The following is a 25,327-nucleotide window of genomic DNA, read 5'->3' on the forward strand; positions in this document are numbered from 1 at the left end:
AGCGGACATGACGGTCGTACATCCGATCGCCCGGGCCTGGATCACCACTGGCGGCACCGGCGCGCAGAACTACGACGAGTTCGCCGACGACGCGGAGATCACCGCGATCATCGAGGCGAACCCGCACAGTGCCCTCGGCATCGAGATGCCGCACCGGGCGCCGGAGACCCTGGGGAAGTCCTTCCTCGACGCCCTTCCCGACGCAGCGGCCCGCCTCGCCGAGGCCAAGGCCGACGGCAGCTACACCCCGGCCGAGCAGGTGGTGGTCCTCTACCGGATCAGCGCGCCGGGGGAGGAGACCGCGTACGGGCTGTTCGCCATGGTCGACACCGACCAGATCTCCACCAGCGCCGACGAGCCGGGCCTGGTCATCCGCAACGAGGACGTCTTCATCGCCAAGGTCCGCGAGCGGGTCGCCCTCGCCGAGGCGCTCGGGCACCTGCTCTCGCCCGTGCTGCTGCTCCAGACCGGCCGGGGCGACGAGCTGCACGCCGCGCTCGCGGCGGCGACCGAGTCGGCCGGGGCGCCCGCCGCGACCGACACCGACCAGTCCGGGCGCACGCACGCCGTGTGGCTGCTCGGCCCCGGCCCCGAGCAGGACGCGCTGGCCGCCCTGGCCGGCGGCGGCGAGCTGGTGGTCGCCGACGGCAACCACCGCAGCCTCGCCGCCCAGACCGGTGGCCTGCCCCGCTTCCTGGCGGTGGTGACCACCCCCGCGTCGGTCGCGATCCAGCCGTACAACCGGCTGGTCAGCGAGCTGACCGTCACCCCGGCGGAGCTGGTCGACCGGCTCCGCGCGGCGGGCGCCGAGGTCACCGGGATCGACGGTCCGGTCGAGGTCCCGACGGCCGGCGGCACCGTCGCGCTCCGGCTGGCCGACCAGGGGTACGCGGTGCGACTGCCGCACGTCGACGGCGGCCGGCTGGAGAACCTCGACCACGCGCTGGTGGAGCGGGTGCTGATGCGCGACGCGCTCGGCCTCGACCCGGGCGACAAGCGGATCACCTACGTCGGCGGGGACTACCCGGCGAGCTGGCTGACCGGCGAGGTCGAGGCGGGCCGGGCCGAGCTGGCGGTGCTGATCGCCCCGGTGACCGTGGACGACTTCGTCGCGGTCAACCTGGCCCGGGAGAAGATGCCGCGCAAGAGCACCTGGTTCACCCCGAAGGCCCGCGGCGGCCTGGTGGTGGCCGAACTGTCCCGCTGAGCGCGCGACACGCCGGCCGGCGACCCGGGTGACCAGCCCTTCTGTGACGAAGCCGGCTCCGCGCCGCCGCCCGCTCGGCGGCGCGGTAGTCGGCCTGACAGACTGCGCGGTATGCGCGTCTATCTGGGATCCGACCATGCCGGTTTCGAGCTGAAGGTGCACCTGGCCGGCCACCTCGCCAAGCAGGGGTACGAGCTGGTCGACGTCGGCCCGCACGTCTTCGACCCGGACGACGACTACCCGGCGTTCTGTCTGCACACTGGTGCCCGGGTGGTCGCCGACCCCGGCAGCCTCGGCGTGGTCATCGGCGGCTCGGGCAACGGCGAGCAGATCGCCGCCAACAAGGTCGCGGGCGTCCGGGCGGCGCTGGCCTGGAACATCGACACCGCCCAGCTCGGCCGGGAGCACAACGACGCCAACGTGGTGGCCGTCGGCGCCCGCCAGCACACCCTGGACGAGGCCACCGCCATCGTCGAGGCGTTCCTCACCACCTCGTTCTCCGGCAACCCCCGGCACTCCCGCCGGATCGACCAGGTCGCCGCGTACGAGCAGAGCCGGGAACTGCCCGACCTACCCTGACCCGTCAGCGGCCCGGCCGGGTCAGCGGCCCGGGCCGGGGCAGGTCCTCGCGGGGCACCCAGTTGCGCCGGACGACGACAATCCGGGCCTCCGCCTCGGCCAGGTCCTCCGCGGTCGGTCGGGCCGCGTCCCGGGCCCGCAGCGCCGCCAGGGGCCCCACCTGGGAGGCGCCGGGCCCGACCAGGCTGCGCAGGCCCCGCTCGCCGTCGCGTTCCTCGCCGGCCGGACCGCCCCGGCGGCGGGGCGGCTCGCCCACGTCCTGCACCCCGGCAGTGGGCGCCGTGGGAACCTCGGCGTCGGAGTGGTGCCTCATCCGGCGTCGCCGTCGATCCCCGTCACCCATCAGCCGACCGTACCGCCCGCGCCGCCGCCGCGCCCGCCCCACGGGGAGGCCCGGCCGGCGGGGCGGGGGCGGGGCGGTCAGAAGATGCCCATTCCCGCCGGGGCCCGGTGCCAGGCGAATGCGGGCCCGGCGTCGGCCAGCGCGCCCGGGCGCCGTTCGTGGATCCGCCCGGCGTCGGCCAGCGTCGCCAGTGCCGTCCCGCCCAGGTACAGCTCGCCGAGCGCCCGCACGTCGCAGGCGAGGTCGGCCGGCCGGCCGGTGGGTTCACACCGGGCGTCGTCCGGCCCGCCGGTCAGCCGCCAGCGCCCCGAGTTCTCCGGAAGCAACTCGTCGGTGACCTCGACGACGATGTCCACGTCGGCGGCGTACCGGCGGGCGGCCAGCGCGGCCGGCACGTCCACCACCCGCACCCAGAGCGCGTCGGAGAGCCGGGCCACCAGCCGGCGCGGCTCGTCGACCAGGCGCAGCAACGGGTCGTCCACCGGCCCCCGGTAGGAGAGCCGGCGGGTCAGGTCGAGCGAGAGCAGCAGCCGCCACAGCGCCGAACGGGCCGCCGGGTTCGTGGCCACCATCTCCTCGACGATCGTCACGCCGCGCGGGCCGGCGGCGTCGGAGTCCCGGCGCGAGCGCCACAGCGCGTACCCGTCGACCTCACCGTCCGGGCCCTCGTGCAGCATCACCCGGCGTTCGGTCGCGCCCGCGCGCTCGTCGGCCGGGTCCGACAGCACGTACCGCCACCACCGGTCGTCCCGGTCGGACCAGCCGGGACGGTCGGCGCGCAGCCGGTCGTACAGCCGGGCCAGGTCGGCCTGCTGCGCCACCGGCCGGTCCAGGCGCAGCCGGCCTTCGGCGGCGGCCGGGGCGGGCAGCCGCAGTTCGGTGGTGGAGCACTCGACGGAGAGTTCCTGGGCGGCTAGGCCGTAACCGAACCGGGGGTAGATCCGGCCCTCGCTGGCCCAGAGCACGGCCACCGGCTCCCGGCCGGCGTCCCGGATGTCGCGCAACTGCCGGCGGATGAGCCGGGTGAGCAGGCCGCGGCGGCGGTGGGTCGGCAGTACCCCGACCATGGTCACGTGGGCCGCCGGCAGCGTGGCGCCCGGGACGGTCAGCTCCCGGGTGAACGCCGAGACGTGCGCCACGAGCTCCGCGCCGTCCCGGACCAGCAGGCTCCGGTGCGGCTCCCAGATGCCCCGTTCGGCCTCGCGGGTCTCCTCGCCGAGGGTGGTGTGGAACGTGATCTCGATCATCCGGGCCAGGTCGTCGAAGTCGTCGGGCCGGCCGACCCGGATCGGCGGTGGAGGGTTCGTCATCGCTCGTGTCTATCGGACACCCCACGGGGCGGGCGACCGATTTGCCGGCTCGTTACCCTCGGAGGCGGGGCCGGCCGGTGCCGGCACCGACGTCAGGGGGAGGACACGAGATGGCAGACCAGACACAGCCGTGGGCGGAGCGGACCGTCGAGGTGTCGCCGCAACCGGGTGTCGGGGTGCCGCCACAGCGCGACGCCTTCCGCCGGGGGGTGGCCTCCGTGGGGCAGGCGCGCCCTCCACGTACCGAACCGTTCCCCACCGTCGACCAGGGCGGGCACGACGGGCACGACGGGCACGGCGGGCACGGCGGGCTCTGGTCCGGCGACGTGCCGGCACCGCGCCGCCCGTTGAGCTGGCACCTGGCCCAGTTGCGGGTCGGCGGCGAGTGGAGCGCCGCAGGGGGCCTCTTCGCCTTCGTCTGCTGGGGCATCTGGGCCATCTCCGGGCGGGGCGACCTCGGCGCGCCGCTGCTCACCTTCCTGCTGAGCCTGCTGGTCGCGGCCGGCCTGTTCGGGCTGTCCCGGCTGCTCGGCCGGGTGATCTGGGAGCGGCAGCTCGGGCGGGTCCGGCGCAGCGCGCGGGGCGCCCACATCGTGACGGCGGTCTTCCTGGTGGGCCTGGGGGTCGCCTACCTCCAGCAGACCGAGTGGGTGGTCTCCGCCTGGAACTGGGTCACCGGCAACTGACCCGGGCCGGGCCGGCGCCGCACCTGTGCGGTGGTCCCGCGCCCGGGCGGGCCGGCGCGGAGCCGCCCGCCCGGGCGCCGGAGTCGCGGTCCGCCGCGACGCCGGCCGTTCCTCACCAGGCGGCGCTGCTTACCCGCCCCACGCGCCTTCATCCGCGGCGGGCACCGACGACTGACAACTGCCGGGTCGGCCGTCCGGTCCGCCGTTCGGCGACCCGGCAGGTGCGTCCGGCGCACCGGAGCGGGCCGGCCGTCGTGCCGGCCGGGCGGCACGCCCCACCATGGCGGGATGGGTGCGTATCGAGCAGCGTACGAGCGGAGCATCGCCGACCCGACCGCCTTCTGGCGGGACGCGGCGGCGGACATCGACTGGCACCGGCCGCCGGAGCGGATTCTCGACGACGGCCGGGCCCCGCTGTACCGCTGGTTCCCCGACGGGGAGCTGAACACCTGCCACAACGCACTGGACCGGCACGTGGCGGCGGGACGCGGCGACCAGCCCGCGCTGATCCACGACAGCCCGGTCACCGGCACGACCCGCACGTACACGTACGCCGAGCTGTGCGACGCGACCGCCCGGTTCGCCGGGGCCCTGCGCCGGCTCGGGGTCGGCCGGGGCGACCGGGTGCTGCTCTACCTGGCGATGGTCCCCGAGGCGGTGGTCGCCATGCTGGCCTGCGCCCGGATCGGCGCGGTGCACTCCGTGGTGTTCGGTGGCTTCGCCGCCCACGAGCTGGCGGTCCGCGTCGACGACGCCCGGCCGAAGGTGGTGGTCGCCACCTCGTGCGGGATCGAGGTGGACCGGATCGTGCCCTACCACCCGATTCTCGACGCGGCGCTGGCGGAGGCCGAGCACGCCCCGGAGCGCTGCGTCATCGTGCAGCGCCCCCAGCACTCCGCGCCGCTCACCCCCGGCCGGGACCTGACCTGGGACGAGGCCCTCGACGGCGCCGAGCCGGTTGACTGCGTCCCGGTCGCCGCCACCGACCCGCTCTACGTCCTCTACACGTCCGGCACGACGGGCCGGCCGAAGGGCGTGGTCCGGGACAACGGCGGCCACGCGGTGGCGCTGCGCTGGTCGATGGCCAACGTCTTCGGCATCGGGCCCGGCGACGTGTTCTGGGCCGCCTCCGACGTCGGCTGGGTCGTCGGCCACTCCTACATCGTGTACGGACCGCTGCTCGCCGGGGCGACGACGGTGCTCTACGAGGGCAAGCCGGTCGGCACTCCGGACGCGGGCGCGTTCTGGCGGGTCGTGTCGCAGCACCGGGTCGCCGCCCTGTTCACCGCCCCCACCGCGATCCGGGCGATCCGCCGGCAGGACCCGGACGGCACGCGGATCGGCCGGTACGACCTCTCCAGCCTCCGCACGCTGTTCCTGGCCGGCGAGCGCCTCGACCCGGACACCTTCGCCTGGGCCGGCGCGCGGCTGGGCGTGCCCGTGGTGGACAACTGGTGGCAGACCGAGACCGGCTGGCCGGTGGCGGCGAACCCGCGCGGGCTGGAGCCGCTGCCGATCAAGGCCGGCTCGCCGTCGGTGCCCGTCCCCGGGTACGACGTGCGGGTGGTGGACCCGCGGGGCGAGCAGCTGCCGGCGGGCGTCGACGGCTCGATCGTGATCAGGCTGCCGCTGCCCCCGGGCTGCCTGCCCACCCTCTGGGGCGACGACGAGCGCTACGTCCGGTCGTACCTGAGCACCTTCCCCGGCTACTACCTGACCGGCGACGGCGGCCGGTTCGACGACGACGGCTACCTGTACGTGATGGGCCGCACCGACGACGTGATCAACGTGGCCGGGCACCGGCTCTCCACCGGGGCGATGGAGGAGGTGCTGGCCGGCCACCCGGCGGTGGCCGAGTGCGCCGTGATCGGCGTGGCGGACCAGCTCAAGGGCCAGGTGCCCAGCGGGTACGTGGTGCTCAAGGCCGGCGTCGAGGTGGACCCGGGCGTCCTCGCCGCCGAGCTGGTCGCCCGGATGCGGGAGCGGATCGGCCCGGTCGCCGCGTTCCGTCGGGTCACCGTCGTGCCGGCCCTGCCGAAGACCCGCTCCGGCAAGATCCTGCGCCGGACGATGCGGGGCCTGGTGGAGGGGCGCGACGAGCCGGTCCCGGCCACCATCGACGACCCGGCCACGCTCGGCTTCTTCCGGAACCTGGCCGCCGCCGACTGAGGCCCGCCCGGCCCCGACCGCATCGCACCGACGGTCGGGGCCGGGCGGTGCTTCGCCGGCCGGCGGGCTGGGTCAGGTGCCCGGGGCCGGTCAGGGGAAGTGGCTGGTCAGGGGGTGGGGGCGAAGCGGTACAGCACGAAGTCCTTCGCCGCGCCGCAGAGCAGCACGCTGGTGTTCCACGAGCAGGACTCGCCGCGCACGTCCTTGGCCCGGCCCAGCTCGGCCGGGTCGGGGGAGCCGACCGCCATCCCGGCGACGCTGGGGTCCGACTCGCTGCCGCTCAGCCTGTCGGCGAAGACCAGGATGTTGCCGGCGTCCAGCCGGACCGCCACCCCGTCCCGGTCCCGCAGCACCGCCTTGCCCTCCGGGTCGAACAGGGTCGACGTCGATTCCGGGTACTGGCGCCGCACGATCAGGTGCTCGCCCACCGGCACCAGGTCCTTCGCCCCCGGCGTCGCCCAGCGCCGGAGGCCCGCGCCCTCGGTGGCCGCCACCACCTCGGCGCGGTCCGCGTCGCCGGACGGCACCTCCAGCACGCACGCCCGGTGTTCGCCGCAGGCCACCAGCGCCTCCGCCCGCCGCCCGTCCTCCGTGGCGCTGTGCAGGATCGTCGGCTGGGCCACCCGGGTCAGGTCGTAGCCGAGCAGCCGGTACCGGCCGACGGTGGAATCGTCGACCACGTACAGCCGGTCGTCCCGGGCGACCAGGAGGTCGTCGCGGTCCGCGACCCCGGACCAGGTCCGCAGCACCGAGCCGGTGTCCAGGTCGATCAGCCGGGCCGAGCGGTCCGCGCCGATCTGCACGAGCCGGTCGGCCTTCCCGCGCCACGGGTCGCGGGGCGTCCCGTCGGCGTACGCCGGCCCGCCGGCCCCCTCGGCGGTCTCGACGCGCAGCACGGTGCTGCGGGCGTCACCCGACCCGTCGCGCGGGTTGTCCAGCTTCCAGGCCTCCGTGCCGTCGCTCATCCGCAGGCCGACGAGCCGGTTGCCGTCCCGGTCGACGAGCACTGCCACATCCTCGCCGAAGAACACCCGGTCGTCGTCCTGGATCGTCCGGGACCACCGCTGCTCGCCGGAGGTGGCCTTGTGCACCACCAGCTTGCGGAAGGTGCCGACGCCGGACGCGTCGGAGAAGGCCGCCACCGCCCCGGGCACGGCGACGAGCGACTGCCACCGCTCTGACGTCTGCGTAGTCTGCTTGCGCCACCGCTGCGCGCCGGTCTCCGCGTCGACCGCCACGATCTCCAGCCGGTCGTCCGGCAGCGGGTACGCCGCGTAGCCGGTGTCGCCGAGCAGCGCGGTGAAGGTCTCCGCCGGCCGGTCCGTCCCGGCGGGGACGCGCTTGACCTCGGTCAGGGTCTTCTGGAACTCCAGGCCCGGGTAGCGGTCCCGGGTGTACCACAGCGCGACGCCGCCGGCGACCCCGGCGAGGGCGAGCACCGCCGCGACCGTGATCCACAGCGCCCGCCGCCGGGTGGCGGCCGGCGGCGTCGGCGTACCGGAGACGGGCGCGCCCCACGGGGCTTCCGGCGTTACATGCATCCCGGGCGGCCCGGCGGGCGCGGTCGGCGGTAGCCCCGGCCCGCCGTCGACCCAGGTGGGTGGGGGGCCGCCGAGCCCGGCCACCGCAGGCGCGGCCGCCGGTACGCCCCCGCCGCCACCCGCCGGCGCGGCCTGTCGTGGCGGGCGGGGGGCCGGCAGGTCCGTCAGCGCCCCCTCGGCCACCGGCAGTTCCGGCTGTTCCAGCACGGTCGGTGCGACGCCCAACTCGGCGTGCAGCATCCGGGCCACCAGCGGCATCCGGGTCGGGCCGCCCACCAGGAACAGGCCGGCGAGCCGATCGGGGGTGAGGCCGGCGGCGGCGATCACCCGCCCGGTCTCGGCCACGGCCCGGGCCAGCAGCGGGGTGGCCACCCGCTCCAGGTCGTCCCGGGTGAGCTGGACGACCTCCTGTGATCCCGGCACGACCACCGGTGCGACCGGGGCCCGGGACAGCATCTCCCGCGCCTCGCGGACGCCCTCCCGGAGCCGGTGCAGGTCCCGCCACTGCCCGGCGTCAGCCGGCTGGGTCAGCCGGGCCCACCGCGCCGGGTCGGTCGCGGACACCAGCTCGCCGAGCCGGCTCGTCAGGGCGGCGTCCAGGTCGAGCCCGCCGAGGTCGGGCACGCCCCCGGTGGCGGTCACGGCGAAGCCGGAGTCGCCCCACGGGTCGGCACCCTCGTTGCGCAGCACCGCCACGTCCAGGGTGCCGCCGCCCAGGTCGAACACGGCGATGGAGCCGCCGACCGGTACCGGCCGGCGCAGCACCTGGGCGTAGTAGCGGGCGGCGGCGACGGGCTCGCGCAGCAGCCGGGTGCCGAGCGGGGTGGGGCCGGAGAGGGTGTGTTCGGCAGCCTGCGGCCAGCCCGCCCGCAGCAGCGCGTCGGCGAGAACCTGACGTCGGGCGTCGTCCCAGGACGCGGGGCAGGTCAGCACCGCCGGGGGGAGGAAACCGACCGTGGCGACCGCGGTCTGGCCCACCGCGTGCAGGATCGCGGCCAGCAGGTCGGCTGGGGCGTACTCGCGGTCGCCGAGCGGCACGGTGAGGGAGTCGATCAGGCGTTTCGGGTTCGGCTCGTAGCGGCCCGGGTCGGCCTGCGCCAGCCGCTGCGCGTCCCGGCCGACGTGCAGGCGTCCGTCGGCGTCGGCGTACACCCCGGAGGGGACGACCGGCTGCCCGTCGACGAGCAGCGGCCGGGTCCGCCCGTCCGGCCAGCGGAGCACGGCCACGGTGTTGGACGTGCCGAGGTCGACGCCGAGGGCGAAGCCCTCGTGCTGGCCTGCCATGTGCCGCTACCTCCGCCGGGGACGAGGGGATGTCCGGCCCCGCATCGTACGCAGGCGGAACACCCGTCCGACCAGCGCCTGCGGGACGGCCAGGCACGACGGGAGCCGGGGCCGGCCCGACGAGCCGGGGAGCGTGGCCTCCCCTCGCCGCCCGGAGGAGCCCGGGTGTCGGCGATTACTGTCGGCTTTGTGCTTGACACTGCTGCCGTGGGCCGGGCTAGCTGGTAGGCGGATCATCTGCCCGGCCAACGTTCGACTGTGGAGTGTGATGGACGCTGACTTTGTCCAGTCGGTCGCGCGGGTCGGCGACCACGTCGAGGTCCGTCTGATCTCCGGCGACCCGTTCGTCGGACAGCTCGTGGAGCTGACGCTCAACCGGCTCGTGCTCCAGCAGCCGGACGGCGGGCGGAGCGTCCTGGCCCTCGCGGGCATCCTCGGGCTGCGGACCCTGGTGGGGACGCCCCCGGTGGCACCACCGGCCGGGCCCGTCCCGCCGACGCAGCCGGTCGAGCCCACCCCGGCGGCGGTGTCGGCGGCTGAGCCCACCCCGGCGGTCGAGCCCACCCCGGCGGCGGTGCCGACGCCCGACCCGCCGGCGCCCGCCCCGCGAACGGCACCGGCCGCGGACGACCCTGTTCCGCCGGCCGCCGTCGAGCAACCCCCGCAGCAGGCGATGCCCGTGGCCGAGGGCGGCCCGCCGGTCGAGGCGGCCGCCGCCTCCACCGCGGTCACCTCGGACCTGGCCCTGCGCGCCGTGGCCTCGATGCCGGTGGAGGTGTCCTTCGACATCGACGTACCGCAGGACCAGTACAGCGGCCTGCACTCCGAGTACCAGCGGTACCGCAACGCCGCGAACATCAATGAGCTGGCACCCAAGTTCGGCCGGCTGAGTCAGATCGCGACGGGCCTGCGCCGAATCCTCACCGCGGACCCGGTCAACGGCGACCTCTACCACCTGATCGGGGTCATCGAGCTGCTCAACGCCGCCCCGGCGAGCGCCCAGCAGTACTTCGCCACCGCGGCGGACCTCACCGCCGACCCGGAGAGTTGGCGGCTGCTGGCCGTCGCCGCGGCGAAGAACGCGGACAGCGACGCCGTGGTGTACGCCCTGCTCCGGTACTTCCGCAACATCACCCCCATGATCGACTCGGCGGCCTGGCACGCGTTGCTGGGCGTGCTGGACGCGGCCGGTTCCCGGGCACCCCTGGGCGACCTGCTCCTCGCCCCCAACCTGCCGTCCATCACTCGGCGGGCGGTGGAGGAGGCCTGCCCCGGCGGCGTGACGCCGGAGCCCCGCGCCCGCCCCGAGGGGGCGCAGCCGCGTCCGATCCGGTTCCGGGCCGCGGGCTTCCCGCCGGCCGTCCGGCCGGGCACGCCGGGGCGCCCCGGCACACCCGGCCGGCTCCTGCCCACGCCCCGTCGCACCGGGGAGAAGCCGCCCGATCCCGCGCCCCGGCCGCCCGCCGCACCCGCGCGGGCGGCCAGCGACCACTTCGCCCGCGCCGACCACCTGAACAAGAAGAAGCGGGACTTCGACGGGGCGAAGGCCGCGTACCGGGAGGAGATCCGGTCGGGCGGGCCGAAGCGCGAGAGCGCGGTGAAGGACCTCGCCTGGCTGATCAAACGGCTCGACGGCGCGGAGGCCGCGCTGCGGGTCCTGGAGGTCGAGTTCCCCGGGGTGGTGCCGCCCGGCGACTCCCTGGACAACATTCTGATCGACTTCTACATCGCCGCCGGAAGGTACCGCGACGCGCTGGAGGCGCTGCACCGACAGCTCGCCTCCCGGGACCCGTCCAGCTCCAAGGGACGGCACCTGCTCCACCAGATCGCGTTCGTGAAGTTCTCCGCCGGGCAGGACTCGATCCCCGAGTGGAAGACGTTGCTCGACGCCACCCCGGCGAATCCCGCCGTCCGGCGCGGCCTGGCCATGGCGTACGTGCAGCAGCGGACGTCGGCGAGCCTGGACGAGGCCGAGAACCTGATCCGCGACGACAGCACCGACCGGGCGGACGACATCCGCCGCCAGGTCGTCGCGATCCGCCAGGGCAACGAGCTGTCCCTGAGCACGCCCAAGTTCATCGACCGCCTGTTCACCTCGGCCCTGGTGGCCTACGTGATGGACCGGTACTCCGAGCAGGCGGCCGGGATCAAGGACCAGCGCAAGCGGGAGAACAAGCAGCCCATCTTCCGCGACGCGTTGCGGCTCGCCGACAACGCCGGGCACTCGCGGGGGTACCAGCGGGAGAACAGCGCCGACGGCTACATCTCCGCCGCGGCCATCCTGCGGGAGTACGGCGCCAACGGGCGCGACGACGACGAGGACCAGCTGCACGGCTGGCTGTGCAGCGGCCTCACGGCGCTGGCCGACCTGGTGCTGGACCGGCAGGCCAGCGAGGCCGCCCGGGACCTGTACTGCGAGGCGCTGGCCGCCTCCGAGCGGCTGCGCAACCCCGCCCGGGGTGGCGACGCCCGGCTGGCCATCGGCCGGTTCTTCCTCTCCCTCGACGGGCGGCCGGCGCTGAGCTGGCGGCGCGACTCCACCCCCGACGGCGCGCCCATCGACGAGGTCGTCGCGCCGATCCTGCGCAAACAGCTCGACCAGCACGGCCACGCCACCTTCCCGCTGGTGGCGCAGCTCGTCGCCCAGACGGACGTGGCGGCCGAGCGGGTCACCGCGATCATCCACGACGACCCGGAGCTGCGTACCGCCGCTGCCCGGTACCTCGCCGAACGCGGCTACCTCGACGGTGACCTGCTCGACGACTGGCCCGACGAGCATCCGTCGGGTCGGCCGCCCTTCGAGGTGATGCGCGAGGCGTGGCAGCGGTACGGCGCGGCCTGGGGGCGGGAGCAGCGACGGAAGGTCGCCGCCCTGGCGCCCCTGCACGAGCTGACGATCGCCGAGGACGTCATCAAGACCGCGCTGGTCCGGCTCTCCGAGGTGCGCCCGGAGGTCGACTCGGACAGCGAGAGCCTCAGCCGGATCGATGACGCCCTGCGCGAGCTGCTCCAATTCATCTACGCCGAGTCCTTCGAGGAGCGCGACGCCTCGCTGCGCCGGGTGACGGACACCATGAAGGGGGTACGCAGCGAGGTGGCGAAGGCGCCCACCAGCTTCGCGGTCGAGGGCGTCGAGCCGATCGCCGTCCGCATCGCCTCGCTGGTGGAGCAGGCGCAGGACCACCTGCTGGCCGAGCGCCGCCCGAAGCCGGACCTGGCGCTCGCGCTGGCCGAGAGCAACCGTGACCAGCACGGGCTGGTGACGGTGCAGATCGAGATCCGCAACAAGGAGGGCATGGCCCCGCTGGAGTCCGGGGAACTGCGGATCCGCAGCGAGCCGGACCTGTTCATCCCCCAGGACGAGGTGCTGCGGCTGACCAGCGCGGTGAGCGGCGGGCAGCACCGGGTGCTGGTGGTGAAGCTGCGGGTCAGCGACAGCGGCGTCCGGGCCGGCGCCTTCTCGCTGCCGGTGACCCTGCTGTACCGGTCCCGCTCCGACGACGAGTACGACCAGGTGGAGGCGAGCCTGGCCGTCCAGCTCGCCGACCCGTCGAAGTTCGAGGAGATCGACAACCCCTTCTTCCAGGGCTCCACGGGCGCCCCGGTGCAGGACCCGGAGATGTTCTTCGGCCGGGAGGAACTGCTCGACAAGATCGAACGCCGGCTCCGGCTCGCCCCGGTGCCGGGCACCGGCGTGGCGATCTTCGGGCAGAAGCGGGCCGGCAAGTCCTCGATCCGGTTCCGGCTGATCGACCGGCTCAGCGAGCGGCGGGCGTCCAACAACCTGATCGTGGTCGACCTCGGCAACATCGGCAGCTTCAACCCCGAGGGCGGCCTCGTCGGCCGCGGCCCGCACGCCCTGCTCGGCCAGCTGCTCTGGGAGATCCTCAACCGGACGGGCCGTAAACTGCTCGAAGACCCGGCCGGCGCCGATCGGCCCCGCCTGGCCGCGCACGTCACCCGGGAACAGTTCGCCGTCAGCCCGCAGCCGGTGGTGGACTTCATCTCCATCATCGAGGACTACTTCGCCACGCTCGACCGACCACCACACGTCGTCGTCCTGATCGACGAGTTCCAGTACTTCGACGAGTGGATCCGCAACCGTCTGCTGCCGCAGTCGTTCATGCAGGCGCTGAAGGCGATCATCGAGCGGCGCGTCTTCCACCTCGTGGTGGTGGGCCAGGACGCGCTGGAACGGGTGATCCGCGAGCATGCCAACGTCTTCGTGGTGTTCGCCCGGGAGCGGGTCACCTACCTCGACGACATCAACGCCCGGAAGCTGATCGAGCTACCCATCCTCATCGGGGGCCGGGACGGACACAGCCGGTACCGGCAGCACGCCGTGGACCGGATCGTCGAGCTGACCGGCGGCAGTGCCTTCTACATCCAGAAGTTCTGTTTCTCCCTGGTCGAGCAGATGAACCTCAACCGGGCCCCGCTCGTCACCGAGGCCGACGTGGAACTCGTCCGGGAGCAACTGCTGGACTCGCTCGGCGAGGAGGACTTCGACAACCTGGAGACCGCCGGCTACACCGAGCCGGACGCCCCCACCGCCGAGCACTTCCGCCCCGTCCTGCTGGCCGTGGCGGTCGCCTCCCGGCAGGGCCTGGCCACCATCGAACGGGTGCAGGCCGTCTACCGGGGCACGGGCGACCTCACCGAGCTGCTGAACGACCTGGTGATCCGGGACGTCGTCCGCAAGGAGGGGGGCGCGTACCGGATCGTCGTCCGCCTCTACCAGGACTGGCTGCTGATGCACCACGTCGGGGCGTCCATCGAGCTGGGGCGCTAGGGTCGGCTGCCATGACGGTCAATCCGTACCTCGGCGTCGGGCAGGTGGCCACCGCCGAACGGTTCGTGGGCCGGCGGGATCTGCTGCGCCTGCTGGAGAACTCCTGGCGGGGCTCGCGCCCGGCCAACCTGAGCCTCCAGGGCAACCACCGGATGGGCAAGACCAGCGTCGTACGGCGGGCTCAGGAGCTGTTCGCGGTCGACCGCCCCGACCTGCTCGTGGTCTACCTCAGCGTCGCCGCGTACGAGAGCGGAGCCGACGTGTTCCGGGCCGTCGTCGCCCGGGTGCGTCAGGAGGCCGAGCGGCTCAACCAGTCGGGGGACGGCGCGCCGCCCGACTGGCTCGCCGGCCTCAACGACATCGAGCTGTCGGTGCACAGCAGCACCGAGTGGCTGGACCTGAAGGAGTGCTTCGAGGCGTTCTTCACCGCCCTGCACCGCGTCGGTGTCGGCGTCGGCGTCATCCTCGACGAGTTCGACCAGGCGGAGGCCTTCCGACGCGTCGAGTTCCAGCTCCTACGGGACCTGGTCAGCGAGAAGAACTACTCCGCCGGGCTGGTGACCCTGTCCCGCCGGTCGATCAAGTCGATCGAGCTGGCCGCCGTGGCCCACTCGACGCTCGACGGGGTCATGGGGATGAGACGGCCGGTGGGCCCCTTCCGGGACGACGAGGTCGCCGCCATGCTGGCCCGGGCCGACGATGCCGGCGTCGACCTCACCGATCTGCGGCCCGAGATCGTCCGGCGGGCCGGGAACCACCCGTACCTGATCGAGTTGTTCTGCCACGAACTCGTGGAGACGCACCTGACCGACCGGCTGGACGCGGGACTTGCCTGGGAGCAGGTGGAATCGCAGTTCCGCGACCAGTTCACCCGTTCGATCGCGAACCTCAACGCGGACACCGGCGAGCGCGGGGGAGACCTGCTGTACCAGGTGCTCACCCGGACCTACCTCACGATCGACTCGCAGGACATCGCGCTGCTGCGCCGGCTGGGTCTCGTCCGCCCCGACGGGGCCACGGTCGCGCTGCTGTCCCCGGAGTTCGCCCAGCAGGTACGCCGCATGGTGCTGACCGGTTCGCTGCACGGCTGGTGGATCGACCGGGACCTGGCGCTGCGCGCCCACGTCCGCGAGCGGCTGACCCGCTCGTGGGGTGAGGGCTGGGGCGCGGAGTTGAGCCGGCGGGCCGGTGGCGCGGCGGTCGCCGCCGGGCGCTGGCACGGCGGGCCGGAGGGTGTCCCGCTCGTCCCGGCTGACCGGCTCGACCCGCTCGACCGCTTGGACACCGCCGAAGTCATCGACCTCGTGCTGCTGAACTGGGAACTGTTCGAGGCCCACCTCGGCGGGGACCCGGCGGCCTGGAAGGAACGTGCGGAAGCGGTGACGCAGGCCCGGCAGGCCGCCGATCGCGGCAGCCCGCTGGACGCGGACCTGCGCCGTCGGGCCGAACACAGCCTCGACGGGCTACCGCCGACCTGAGCGGGCCGGTTCCCCGGGCGGCGAGGACGTCGGACCCTCGGTGCCCCGCACGCTCTCGGCGTCCTACGTGCCTTCGGCGTCCTACACGCCTTCGGCGAGCCGCCACAGCGCGGCGGCCTCCGAGTGCCGATTCGCGCGACGCAGCTGCCTGATGCGCTGGCGTAGCGCCTCGGGCTCCTGGTCGACCGCTGCGTCGCGAAGCGCCGCCGCCGCACCCGGGAAGTTGCCCACGCGTTGCAGCAGTCGGGCGCGCTCGGTCGCCGGCACGGCGACGCGCCGGAAGACGGGTCCGCCCCGCCCCGCGTCGTCGCCGTCGACGGAGGCGGCGGGCGCCGACCAGGCCCGGTTGCGGGCCAGGGCCAGGTCCCCGATCGAGTTGCGGCTGCGCTGCTGAGGGACCGGCCAGCGCCTCTCGGCCAGAACCTCGGCCAGGTGGAGGTAGAGCGTGTGCAGGTCGAGCAGTTCGGGACCGTCGGCGACACCTTCCTCCAGGGCGGTGATCAGCTCACCGGTGAAGGCGGTGTACCGCGCGCCGGGTGGCGCTTTCGCCGTCTCCGACTCGGCGCAGGCGGTCAACACGAAGGCCCCGTTGACCTCGGTGAGCGCGGCCACGTCGATGCTCGCCGGTGCCGGGCCCATGTCGCCGGCCAGCGCCAGCGCCGAGTAGCAGCAGTCCAGGACGACCACCCGGCGGGTGGCGGCCAGCGTGGGGTCCGTGAGCGCGCGACGGATGTGGTTGAAGGACAGCGCCCGCCACCACTGGTCGAGATCCTCGACGCCGGGCAGGGCGAGGGTCAGCTCCCCGGTCAGGATGTTCGTCAGGCCGTGACCGGCGTAGTAGACGAGCAGGGTGTCGGTGGCCTCCCGGGCGGCCGAGCGCAGCGCCCCCATCACGGCGTCGAGCGGGTCCGGGCCGGACAGGTCCGGCACGAGGATGTTCTCGGTGGGTAACCCCCACACCGCCGGGTCGGCGAACAGCCGGCGCAGCGCGCCGACGTTCTCGCGTACCGCCGGCAGGGGCGGCAGCGAGTCGTACTCCGGCACTCCCACCAGTACCGCTCGGGAGGCGGTCGGGTCAGCGAGCGTTGCCATCGGAGGTCACCCCGACCGCGGGGGCGGGATCCGTAGCGTCGAGCAGCTCGACCACACCCTCGGGTGTGGAGTCGTCGTCGATGGTGATGGACCTGCCCGGCCGTTCCAGCAGCACGACTATTGGATCCCCGGAGCCGGCCCGCTGTTGCTTCTGCGCCTTCCGGAACGCCACGATCGAGGTGATCAGGCTGGCCAGCGCGATGCTGTTGGAGAGAATGACGTTGATCGTCTCCAGCGAGCCGCCGCTCATCTCCCCGTCGGTCGGCGCCCCGGCGGTCGGCGAGAGCCGCGCGTGCCGGGCGAGTTGCCGGTCGCGGGCGAGCCAACGGTAGAGCGTCGTCGCCTCGGTCCCCGCCGGATCGTTGTCGATTCTGAGCGACAGTTCCATTGCGCCTCCCGGCTTCGACCGCGTGTGATCCAGGCTAGCCGAGGCCGACCAGCGGGGGCAGTTCCGAAGGCCGTGGAGAATCGAACCGAGTGACTGATCTACGACTCTCGTCACGTCGGTGCCCGTGCTGACCGACAACCGGATCGTCGCCGTGTCTGGGGACCGTGAGAAACGAGCGCGGCTGCGTCGCGGGCCAGTTGCATGGCCCACGACACAGCCGCGATGGTGGCGAATCGGCCGCTGAGGGGCGGCGTCGTCAGAAGGTGACGCTGACTCCGGCAGCCTTGCATGCGGCCGTGATGTCCGCGCCGGCCTTCTCGAAGGCGGGGTTGTCGGCGGCGCTCGCCGGGTCCGCTGCCGCTGCCGCCTTGGATGCCTCCACCCCGAACTGCTTCAGGGCGGTGGCCACCTTGCTGTCGCCCCCGGAGGAGGCCAACGTGGTCATCTTCGCTTCCAGGTCGGCCAGGATCTTCTTGAACACGGCCGGCGACGGTTCGCCGGACTGCAGGGCGGCGACGAGCTGCTTCTTCATGTCGTCCCCGGCCTTCTTCGCCGACTCGCAGAGCTTCTTGTCGCTCGTGCCACCCGCCGGGGCCGACGAGGACGGCACCGAGGAAGCGGAGGCTGCGGCCGTGGCAGGAGCCGTGGCGGGAGCCGTGGAGGCGGACGGCGTGGACCCGGCCGTGGTCTTGGTGTCCTCCCCGCCACAGGCGGTGAGAGCCATCAAGGAGGCACAGATCAAAAGAGCGGAGGTAACCCGAAAACGCTTCACAGGCGCGCACGCTAGCCGAAACGCGCATTGTGGACAACTTCGATTCGACGGTCGGCGAGCGGTCCTCGAACGGGGGTCAGCGTGCCGCATGGTGGGGAGGAACAGGACGAGCGACGGCGGCGATCGTGACCCTGCCGCCGGCGGCCCGGACTGCGCTCGTCGAGCACCTGTCCGAGTACGCGGGGCCGGCATGTGAGCGGCGCCGGTCCACCGGCACGCGAAGAGCGAGCGGGGCCGGAAGACCGGCGAAGGCGCAGGACGGCGACAAGCCGGCGGGGCAGAGGCCACCAGGGGCAGGAACCCAAGCGGCCGGCATGCGAGCGCGCCCTCGGACGACACGGCCGGCGCTACCGGCAGGCAAGATCAGTAAGGGCTGAGACGAGAGCGGCCCAGGTGCGGCGAGAACGCCGCTGACCTGGGCCGGAAGGTGTGGAGCGGGCGACGGGAATCGAACCCGCACCGTCAGTTTGGAAGACTGAAGCTCTACCATTGAGCTACGCCCGCGTGCGCCCCGCAGCACAGGGCGCGCCGACAGCGTACCCGGTGCCCGGGCCCGCCCGCGCATCCGTATCCCCCACCCCCAGCCCCGGCCCCGGCCCCTTCCGTCCCAAGATCCGCACAGATTCACGGAAAGTGTGGCCTCCCGGCGCGGCATGACCACACTTTCCGTGATTTTGTTCCCGTGGGTCCTGGCTCCCGTCGGGTTCTGGCCGAGCGCAGCGGCGTTCCGCCCAGCGCCGGCCGTCGGGGCGTCCCACGGGATGCCGACCCGGCGGGATTGCCACCGCCGTCCGGCGCACGGTGGGGCGTGCGCCGGACGGGTCCGGTGTCCCGTCGGGGTGGTTCCGGGGTGTCGGGCGACGCCCCGGCACTCCCGGCAGGCGGCCAAGGCATACACTTCTCGTCGCCACGGGGTGTGGCGCAGCTTGGTAGCGCACTCGCTTTGGGAGCGAGGGGCCGTGGGTTCAAATCCCGCCACCCCGACTGTCGTCCGCGGCCGGGGCGTCCCGGGAGCCGCCGTTTCCGCGCGGTCCCCGGGCGCTGCCGGAGGGCCGCGTCGGCTCACCTACACTCGATGGGCCGAATTACGCCCAGACTCAACTGAGATCCGTCAAGGAGTACGCCTGTGAAGAGCACCGTCGAGACTCTGAGCCCGACGCGCGTGCGGCTCGCCATCGAGGTGCCGTTCGTCGAGCTCGAGCCGAGCCTCAAGAAGGCGTACCGGGAGATCGGTTCGCAGGTGCAGGTGCCCGGCTTCCGCCGGGGCAAGGTGCCGGCCGCCGTGATCGACCAGCGGGTGGGCCGGGGCACCGTCCTCAACGAGGCGGTGCAGGAGGCCATCCCGCAGAACATCCTCGCCGCGGTCCGCGAGCACGACCTGAAGACCCTCGGCCGCCCTGAGGTCGAGATCACCGAGTTCAACGACGGTGACTCGCTGAACTTCACCGCCGAGGTCGACGTCCGGCCCGAGATCACCCTGCCGGACCTGGACAGCATCGAGGTCACCGTCGACGAGCTCCAGATCGACGACAGCGAGATCGACGAGCAGGTGAAGAGCCTGCGCGACCGGTTCGCCACGCTGAAGACCGTCGAGCGGGCCGCAGCCGAGGGTGACTTCGTCCAGATCGACCTGAACGCCACGGTCGACGGCGAGGACGTCCCCGGCGGGCAGGCGACCAACATCTCCCACGAGGTCGGCAGCAAGCAGCTCCTGCCGGGGCTGGACGAGGCGGTCGTCGGCCTCGCCGCCGGCGAGAGCACCACCTTCACCACCCAGCTCGTCGGCGGCGACTTCGCCGGACGGGACGCCGAGGTGGCGGTGACCGTGCGTACGGTCAAGGAGAAGGAGCTGCCCGAGCTCGACGACGACTTCGCGCAGCTGGCGAGCGAGTTCGACACGATCGAGGAGCTGCGCGGCGACCTGCGCGAGAAGGTCACCCGGGGCAAGCGCGTCGAGCAGATCTACGCCGCCCGGGACAAGGCCCTCGAGCAGCTCGTCGAGGCCGCCGAGGTGCCGGCGCCGGAGGGCGTGGTCCGCGAGGAGGTCGAGAGCCGCAAGCAGGCCATGGTCGACCAGCTGGAGCGGATCGGCGCCTCGCTGGAGGAGTACCTCGCCGCCGAGGAGAAGACCGAGGAGCAGATCGACGCCGAGCTCAACGAGGCGGCGACCGACGGGGTCAAGATCCAGCTGCTGCTGGACATCCTGGCCGACGCCGAGGACGTCCAGGTCTCCGACGACGAGTTCGGCCACGAGATCGTCCACCGCGCCCAGCGCGCCGGGATGGCCCCGCAGCAGTACTACGACCAGCTCGTCCGCTCCGGCGCGGCGGCCGCCGTCTTCGGCGACGTGCGGCGGGGCAAGGCGCTCGCCTCGGTGATGGAGCGCATCAAGATCAAGGATTCGGCGGGCAACGAGGTCAGCCTCGACGCGATCCGCGCGGAGAGCGACGAGACCCACGACCACGACCACGAGCACTGATCGTCGGCTGAGGCCGCCGTCCACCGGGACCGGTGGACGGCGGCCGAAACCCTTTTCCGGGTACGTCTGCGAGGGGCTGCGCTGAGAGCGAAAAGCACCCCGACCGGGACTGTGCCACCCGGGCGAGCGGTTAGTGTCGGGGAAGACGGTACGGAGAGCGAAGGGCTGCCATGACCGACATGCACATCCCAGCGAAGCCGCTCCGGGCGATCGAGGCCCGCGGTGGCGACAACATTGGCAACCTCGACGACTCGGTCTACAACCGGTTGCTCAAGGAGCGCATCATCTTCCTGGGCAGCGAGGTGACCGACCAGGTCGCCAACCGCATCTGCGCGCAGCTGCTGCTGCTCGCCGCGGAGGACCCGGACCGCGACATCAACCTCTGGATCAACTCGCCGGGTGGCTCGGTCTACTCCGGCATGGCGATCTACGACACCATGCAGTTCATCGACAACGACGTGTCGACCGTGGCGATGGGCATGGCGGCCTCCATGGGCCAGCTCCTGCTCTGCGCGGGCACCAAGGGCAAGCGGTACGCCCTGCCCCACGCGCGGATCATGATGCACCAGCCGTCCGGCGGGATGGGCGGCACCGCCTCCGACATCGCCATCCAGGCGGAGCAGATGCTCTACACGAAGCGGATGTTCCAGGAGCGGGTCGCGCACCACACCGGCCAGACCCAGGCGCAGATCGAGGCGGACTCGGACCGCGACCGCTGGTTCACCGCCCAGGAGGCCAGGGATTACGGCTTCATCGACAAGGTGATCACCGGAGCCACCCAGGTTCCGGAAGGCGCCGGGACCCTGAGCTGAGCGAGGAGCTGACGATGACCGACCTGAGCCTGCCGCCCCAGTTCGCGGCCGTGCACAACCGCTACGTCCTGCCGTCGTTCGTCGAGCGCACGTCGTACGGGGTGAAGGAGTCCAACCCGTACAACAAGCTCTTCGAGGACCGGATCATCTTCCTCGGCGTCCAGGTGGACGACGCGTCGGCCAACGACGTGATGGCGCAGCTGCTGACGCTCGAGGGCACCGACCCGGACCGCGACATCATCATGTACATCAACTCGCCCGGCGGCTCGTTCACCGCCATGACGGCGATCTACGACACCATGCAGTACGTCCGGCCGGACATCCAGACGGTCTGCCTCGGCCAGGCCGCCAGCGCGGCCGCCGTGCTGCTGGCCGCCGGCACGCCGGGCAAGCGGATGGCGCTGCCGAACTCGCGGATCATCATCCACCAGCCGGCCACCGAGGGCGGCTACGGGCAGGGCTCGGACATCGAGATCCAGGCCCGGGAGATCCTGCGGATGCGGACGCAGCTGGAGGACATGCTCTCCCGGCACTGCAACCGGGCGGTCGACCTGGTCCGCAAGGACATCGACCGTGACAAGATCATGACGGCCGAGGAGTCCCGCGAGTACGGGCTGGTCGACACGATCCTCAGCAGCCGCAAGAAGGGCCTGCTGGCCGCCAACGCGGCCGGCTGAGGCGAGCACCGAATCGGAGGCCGGCCGGGCGGGTTCCCGGTCGGCCTCTGACACGCCCGTTTTGGGGGGTCGGAGAAACCCCCGCCAGCGGGTAACGTCGGGTTCGTACCGCTGCGTCGGGACGGTCCGGCGAGCGAGCAGAGCCGGACGGAGCGCAGCGTCCGCAAGTCATGGCCGGTACACCGGCCGATGAGTGCAGGGAGAACGTAGGTGGCACGGATCGGTGACGGCGGCGACCTACTGAAATGCTCCTTCTGCGGCAAGTCGCAGAAGCAGGTCAAGAAGCTCATCGCGGGCCCAGGGGTCTACATCTGCGACGAGTGCATCGATCTCTGCAACGAGATCATCGAGGAGGAGCTGGCCGAGTCCGGCGAGGTGAAGTGGGAAGAGCTTCCCAAGCCGATGGAGATCTGCCAGTTCCTCGACAACTACGTGGTCGGCCAGGACCAGGCCAAGAAGGCGCTCGCGGTCGCGGTCTACAACCACTACAAGCGGATCCAGGCCGAGGCGGCCGGCGCACCGGGCTCCGGTAGCGACGCTGTCGAGCTGGCCAAGTCGAACATCCTGCTGCTCGGGCCGACCGGCTGTGGCAAGACGCACCTGGCGCAGACCCTCGCACGGATGCTGAACGTCCCCTTCGCGATCGCCGACGCCACCGCGCTGACCGAGGCCGGCTATGTCGGTGAGGACGTGGAGAACATCCTCCTCAAGCTGATCCAGGCCGCGGACTATGACATCAAGCGCGCCGAGACCGGCATCATCTACATCGACGAGGTCGACAAGATCGCCCGCAAGTCGGAGAACCCGTCGATCACCCGGGACGTCTCCGGCGAGGGCGTCCAGCAGGCCCTGCTGAAAATGCTGGAGGGCACGGTGTCCAACGTGCCGCCGCAGGGTGGCCGGAAGCACCCGCACCAGGAGTTCATCCAGATCGACACCACCAACGTGCTGTTCATCTGCGGTGGCGCCTTCGCCGGTCTCGACCAGATCATCGAGGCTCGCACCGGCCACGGCGGCACCGGCTTCGGCTCCCGGCTCCGGTCGATCTCCGACCGTTCGTCCGACGACATCTTCAGCCAGGTGATGCCGGAGGACATGCTGAAGTTCGGGCTGATCCCCGAGTTCGTCGGTCGGCTTCCGGTGATCACCAACGTCCGCAGCCTCGACCGGACGGCCCTCGTGCGGATCCTCACCGAGCCGCGTAACGCTCTGGTCAAGCAGTACCAGCGCCTCTTCGAGCTGGACGGCGTCGAGCTGGAGTTCGACGAGCCGGCCCTGGAGGCGATCGCCGACCAGGCGATGCTGCGCGGCACCGGGGCCCGTGGCCTGCGCGCCATCATCGAGGAGGTTCTGCTCTCCGCGATGTACGAGGTGCCGAGCAACCCCGACGCCGCCCGGGTGCTGATCACCCGCGAGGTGGTCCTGGAGAACGTCAACCCGACGATCGTGCCGCGGGAGTTCACCGGCCGCCGGGCCCGTCGCGATCGCGGGGACCGCGAGGAGAAGTCCGCCTGACCCGTCCACCCCCGGATCGGGGGAGGAGCGGTGTGCCCGCGGCGGCCCGGAGAAGTCCGAGGCTGTCGCGGGCGTTTTTTCGGCCGTACGCTGAGGGCCATGCGCGTCGCCGTCTGCCAGCTCAACGCCCGCGATGACCGGGCGGCCAACCTCGCGGCCGCGGAGGCCCTGCTGTCCCGCGCCGCGGCGGCCGGAGCGGACCTGGCCGTCCTCCCGGAGTACGTCGACTACCTGGGCCCCGCAGCCGGACTGCCCGCGCCGGAGCCCGTCGACGGCACGGTGGGCCGGTTCTTCGCCGACGTGGCCCGCCGGCTCGGCATCTGGCTGGTCGCGGGGTCCTTCCACGAGGTCGGCCCGGATCCGGAACACACCTTCAACACGTCGCTGGTCTTCGACCGGTCCGGCACCCTGGTCGCCAGCTACCGCAAGATCCACCTGTACGACGTGGAGATCCCGGGGCGGGTCTCATACCTGGAGTCGGCGACGGTCGCACCAGGGGAGAAGCCCGTGGTGGTCGACGTCGAGGGCGTACGGGTCGGCCTGTCGATCTGCTACGACCTGCGGTTCCCCGAGCTCTACCGGCAACTGGTCACGGACGGGGACGCGCAACTGCTGGTGCTGCCGGCGGCGTTCATGCTGCACACCGGGCGGGATCACTGGGAGGTCCTGCTGCGGGCCCGGGCCATCGAGAACCAGTGCTTCGTGGCGGCGGCCGGTCAGACCGGCGACCACGAGCCGGGGCGTACCTGCTTCGGCCGCAGCATGGTGGTCGACCCGTGGGGGACGGTCCTCGGCCAGGTGCCGGACGGCCCCGGCCTGACCGTCGTCGACCTCGACCTGGAGCGGCTCCGGGCGATCCGTGAGGAACTGCCGAGCCTGGCGAACCGCCGCCTCTGAAGCACCGCTACCGGGAAGCCGTTCCGGGAGCCGGAACCTGCGGCCGGTGTCCAGGGTCAGCCTGTAGGACGTCGTGTGTGGCCGGTCGTCAGTCCTGGAGCAGGACGCCGATCACGGTGAGGCCGGCGATGGCGCCGGCGGTGACCAGGAGGGCGGTGGTCATCCGGGACCTTCCCCGACGGGCCAGCCTGCCGACCGACACCAGGATGACGACCAGTACGACGGCGCCGATGACCAACTGCCAGAAGGGCATCAGCAGGCCGAGCAGGGCTTCCTCGGCGAGGGTGGCCGCCGGTAGGGCGGGAGCATCATCCATGCCAGACACTCTGGCACGCCGGCGCATGGTGTGCGGGGGAGCCGTACGGGCGGCCCCAGGGGCGCGACCCGGCGGCAGCATCGACGGAGGCCGATTTGCCTTCTGTTGGCCGTACGCGTAACTTTCTCTCTGCAAGCGGGAGGCCGGACAAACCGGCCGAGAGCGGGCACCAGGCTCGTGGCGGACACGCCGAGCGAGACTGGGAACCTGGGTGGTGCGAGCAACGCCGGTAAGACGGAGTTGCGATCGCGAAGCCGGCCGGGTAGAGTGCTGAAGCCGGCAGGAGCCGGGCGGATGGCCGCGAAGCGGCGATCGGCCGGTCTGCGGCTTCCCACGACAGCAGCGAACGCCAGTCATGGCGTGCGTCGACGTGGGTTCGATCGAATCGGCAAAGAAAACCTCGGCAACGAGGTTGACCGCGAAGAGTTGATCGGGTAAGTTAGAGAGGTTGCCCCGGAAGGGGGTCCCACCAAGTGGGATTCACCGGATGGTGTGTGGTTGTTCTTTGAGAACTCAACAGGGTGCTTGATAAGCCAGTGCCAATTATGATTTATACCCGGGCTGGTTGGGGCTTTAGGGCTTCGGCTGGTTTGGATTCCTTTGGCAACACTTTTGTTGCCGGGACAGTTTTTCAACAAGTTTTTGTTGGAGAGTTTGATCCTGGCTCAGGACGAACGCTGGCGGCGTGCTTAACACATGCAAGTCGAGCGGAAAGGCCCTTCGGGGTACTCGAGCGGCGAACGGGTGAGTAACACGTGAGCAACCTGCCCTAGGCTTTGGGATAACCCTCGGAAACGGGGGCTAATACCGAATATGACTGCTGGCCGCATGGCTGGTGGTGTAAAGTTTTTCGGCCTGGGATGGGCTCGCGGCCTATCAGCTTGTTGGTGGGGTAATGGCCTACCAAGGCGACGACGGGTAGCCGGCCTGAGAGGGCGACCGGCCACACTGGGACTGAGACACGGCCCAGACTCCTACGGGAGGCAGCAG

The 25,327-nt window shown here is 72.3% G+C and carries 18 protein-coding genes, 2 tRNA genes and 1 rRNA gene; 13 read left to right on the top strand and 8 right to left on the bottom strand.

The genetic code is table 11. The features are described 5' to 3' along the window. Positions 1–7: 7 nt before the first annotated feature. Entirely contained in the window at positions 8–1,207 is a 1,200-nt protein-coding gene (locus tag ABT023_RS16685) for a DUF1015 family protein (protein WP_350886224.1), read from the top strand. 111 nt (positions 1,208–1,318) lie between these two features. Further along, entirely contained in the window at positions 1,319–1,786 is a 468-nt protein-coding gene (locus ABT023_RS16690) for a ribose-5-phosphate isomerase (RefSeq protein ID WP_350886225.1), read from the top strand. 4 nt (positions 1,787–1,790) lie between these two features. Here ABT023_RS16690 and ABT023_RS16695 read toward each other — a convergent pair whose 3' ends face one another. Then, on the bottom strand, positions 1,791–2,099 hold the full coding sequence (locus tag ABT023_RS16695) for a hypothetical protein (RefSeq protein WP_502890693.1): 309 nt from the start codon (positions 2,097–2,099) through the stop codon (positions 1,791–1,793). Between the two features lie 107 nt (positions 2,100–2,206). Next, positions 2,207–3,439, bottom strand: a complete 1,233-nt coding sequence (locus tag ABT023_RS16700; RefSeq protein ID WP_350886229.1) for a GNAT family N-acetyltransferase — start codon at positions 3,437–3,439, stop codon at positions 2,207–2,209. 110 nt (positions 3,440–3,549) lie between these two features. Here ABT023_RS16700 and ABT023_RS16705 point away from each other — a divergent pair, with 110 nt between their 5' ends. Both ABT023_RS16705 and ABT023_RS16710 read left to right on the top strand, forming a co-directional pair. Then, positions 3,550–4,125 (top strand): hypothetical protein, encoded by a 576-nt coding sequence (locus ABT023_RS16705; RefSeq protein ID WP_350886231.1) that lies wholly within the window; start codon positions 3,550–3,552, stop codon positions 4,123–4,125. Positions 4,126–4,413: 288 nt separating this feature from the next. Next, positions 4,414–6,294 carry a propionyl-CoA synthetase gene (locus ABT023_RS16710; protein ID WP_350886233.1) on the top strand — a complete coding sequence of 627 codons (1,881 nt, stop codon included), beginning with the start codon at positions 4,414–4,416 and terminating at the stop codon, positions 6,292–6,294. Between the two features lie 107 nt (positions 6,295–6,401). Here ABT023_RS16710 and ABT023_RS16715 read toward each other — a convergent pair whose 3' ends face one another. Further along, entirely contained in the window at positions 6,402–9,119 is a 2,718-nt protein-coding gene (locus ABT023_RS16715) for an Hsp70 family protein (RefSeq protein ID WP_350886234.1), read from the bottom strand. A 268-nt stretch (positions 9,120–9,387) separates the two neighbouring features. Between ABT023_RS16715 and ABT023_RS16720 the strand changes: the two genes are divergently transcribed. Together ABT023_RS16720 and ABT023_RS16725 are read left to right on the top strand one after the other, a co-directional pair. After that, a complete protein-coding gene (locus ABT023_RS16720; protein ID WP_350886236.1) occupies positions 9,388–13,911 on the top strand; it encodes a hypothetical protein in 4,524 nt (1,507 codons plus the stop codon). Positions 13,912–13,922: 11 nt separating this feature from the next. Next, positions 13,923–15,389, top strand: a complete 1,467-nt coding sequence (locus ABT023_RS16725; RefSeq protein ID WP_350886238.1) for an ATP-binding protein — start codon at positions 13,923–13,925, stop codon at positions 15,387–15,389. 81 nt (positions 15,390–15,470) lie between these two features. On the opposite strand, the gene ABT023_RS16730 is transcribed toward ABT023_RS16725, so the two are convergent. The 4 genes from ABT023_RS16730 to ABT023_RS16745 all read right to left on the bottom strand — a co-directional run bounded on the left by ABT023_RS16730 (position 15,471) and on the right by ABT023_RS16745 (position 18,145). Beyond that, positions 15,471–16,481: a caspase family protein gene (locus ABT023_RS16730; RefSeq protein ID WP_350886240.1), complete on the bottom strand. Its 1,011-nt coding sequence runs from the start codon at positions 16,479–16,481 to the stop codon at positions 15,471–15,473. Continuing rightward, positions 16,465–16,869, bottom strand: a complete 405-nt coding sequence (locus tag ABT023_RS16735; protein WP_350886242.1) for an effector-associated constant component EACC1 — start codon at positions 16,867–16,869, stop codon at positions 16,465–16,467. The genes ABT023_RS16730 and ABT023_RS16735 overlap by 17 nt, the downstream gene beginning before the upstream one ends. A 256-nt stretch (positions 16,870–17,125) precedes the next feature. After that, positions 17,126–17,479, bottom strand: a complete 354-nt coding sequence (locus ABT023_RS16740; RefSeq protein ID WP_350886244.1) for a hypothetical protein — start codon at positions 17,477–17,479, stop codon at positions 17,126–17,128. A 592-nt stretch (positions 17,480–18,071) separates the two neighbouring features. Beyond that, positions 18,072–18,145 (bottom strand) — tRNA-Gly (locus tag ABT023_RS16745). A gap of 406 nt (positions 18,146–18,551) precedes the next feature. Between ABT023_RS16745 and ABT023_RS16750 the strand changes: the two genes are divergently transcribed. The 6 genes from ABT023_RS16750 to ABT023_RS16775 all read left to right on the top strand — a co-directional run bounded on the left by ABT023_RS16750 (position 18,552) and on the right by ABT023_RS16775 (position 24,021). Further along, positions 18,552–18,625 (top strand) — tRNA-Pro (locus ABT023_RS16750). A gap of 142 nt (positions 18,626–18,767) precedes the next feature. Continuing rightward, a complete protein-coding gene (gene tig, locus ABT023_RS16755) occupies positions 18,768–20,120 on the top strand; it encodes a trigger factor (RefSeq protein ID WP_350886246.1) in 1,353 nt (450 codons plus the stop codon). A 170-nt stretch (positions 20,121–20,290) separates the two neighbouring features. After that, positions 20,291–20,932 (top strand): ATP-dependent Clp protease proteolytic subunit, encoded by a 642-nt coding sequence (locus ABT023_RS16760; RefSeq protein WP_161684732.1) that lies wholly within the window; start codon positions 20,291–20,293, stop codon positions 20,930–20,932. A gap of 14 nt (positions 20,933–20,946) precedes the next feature. Next, entirely contained in the window at positions 20,947–21,609 is a 663-nt protein-coding gene (locus ABT023_RS16765) for an ATP-dependent Clp protease proteolytic subunit (RefSeq protein WP_350886248.1), read from the top strand. 210 nt (positions 21,610–21,819) lie between these two features. Beyond that, entirely contained in the window at positions 21,820–23,124 is a 1,305-nt protein-coding gene (gene clpX, locus ABT023_RS16770; protein WP_350886250.1) for an ATP-dependent Clp protease ATP-binding subunit ClpX, read from the top strand. A gap of 99 nt (positions 23,125–23,223) precedes the next feature. Continuing rightward, entirely contained in the window at positions 23,224–24,021 is a 798-nt protein-coding gene (locus ABT023_RS16775; protein WP_350886252.1) for a carbon-nitrogen hydrolase family protein, read from the top strand. A gap of 88 nt (positions 24,022–24,109) precedes the next feature. On the opposite strand, the gene ABT023_RS16780 is transcribed toward ABT023_RS16775, so the two are convergent. Next, complete coding sequence (locus ABT023_RS16780) at positions 24,110–24,337, bottom strand: hypothetical protein (protein ID WP_350886254.1); 228 nt, start codon at positions 24,335–24,337, stop codon at positions 24,110–24,112. Positions 24,338–24,979: 642 nt separating this feature from the next. On the opposite strand from ABT023_RS16780, the gene ABT023_RS16785 reads away from it, so the two are divergent. After that, positions 24,980–25,327, top strand: a 16S ribosomal RNA gene (locus tag ABT023_RS16785); the annotation flags it as partial.

This window comes from Micromonospora sp. NPDC002296 (assembly GCF_040296145.1).
Lineage (GTDB): Bacteria > Actinomycetota > Actinomycetes > Mycobacteriales > Micromonosporaceae > Micromonospora.

What these genes read in the sequence shown, in the direction of transcription:
- ABT023_RS16685 (WP_350886224.1), top strand. Translation starts at nt 8, where the DNA reads ATGACGGTCGTACATCCGATCGCCCGGGCCTGGATCACCACTGGCGGC.
- ABT023_RS16690 (WP_350886225.1), top strand. Translation starts at nt 1,319, where the DNA reads ATGCGCGTCTATCTGGGATCCGACCATGCCGGTTTCGAGCTGAAGGTG.
- ABT023_RS16695 (WP_502890693.1), bottom strand. Translation starts at nt 2,099, where the DNA reads ATGAGGCACCACTCCGACGCCGAGGTTCCCACGGCGCCCACTGCCGGG.
- ABT023_RS16700 (WP_350886229.1), bottom strand. Translation starts at nt 3,439, where the DNA reads ATGACGAACCCTCCACCGCCGATCCGGGTCGGCCGGCCCGACGACTTC.
- ABT023_RS16705 (WP_350886231.1), top strand. Translation starts at nt 3,550, where the DNA reads ATGGCAGACCAGACACAGCCGTGGGCGGAGCGGACCGTCGAGGTGTCG.
- ABT023_RS16710 (WP_350886233.1), top strand. Translation starts at nt 4,414, where the DNA reads ATGGGTGCGTATCGAGCAGCGTACGAGCGGAGCATCGCCGACCCGACC.
- ABT023_RS16715 (WP_350886234.1), bottom strand. Translation starts at nt 9,119, where the DNA reads ATGGCAGGCCAGCACGAGGGCTTCGCCCTCGGCGTCGACCTCGGCACG.
- ABT023_RS16720 (WP_350886236.1), top strand. Translation starts at nt 9,388, where the DNA reads ATGGACGCTGACTTTGTCCAGTCGGTCGCGCGGGTCGGCGACCACGTC.
- ABT023_RS16725 (WP_350886238.1), top strand. Translation starts at nt 13,923, where the DNA reads ATGACGGTCAATCCGTACCTCGGCGTCGGGCAGGTGGCCACCGCCGAA.
- ABT023_RS16730 (WP_350886240.1), bottom strand. Translation starts at nt 16,481, where the DNA reads ATGGCAACGCTCGCTGACCCGACCGCCTCCCGAGCGGTACTGGTGGGA.
- ABT023_RS16735 (WP_350886242.1), bottom strand. Translation starts at nt 16,869, where the DNA reads ATGGAACTGTCGCTCAGAATCGACAACGATCCGGCGGGGACCGAGGCG.
- ABT023_RS16760 (WP_161684732.1), top strand. Translation starts at nt 20,291, where the DNA reads ATGACCGACATGCACATCCCAGCGAAGCCGCTCCGGGCGATCGAGGCC.
- ABT023_RS16765 (WP_350886248.1), top strand. Translation starts at nt 20,947, where the DNA reads ATGACCGACCTGAGCCTGCCGCCCCAGTTCGCGGCCGTGCACAACCGC.
- ABT023_RS16775 (WP_350886252.1), top strand. Translation starts at nt 23,224, where the DNA reads ATGCGCGTCGCCGTCTGCCAGCTCAACGCCCGCGATGACCGGGCGGCC.
- ABT023_RS16780 (WP_350886254.1), bottom strand. Translation starts at nt 24,337, where the DNA reads ATGGATGATGCTCCCGCCCTACCGGCGGCCACCCTCGCCGAGGAAGCC.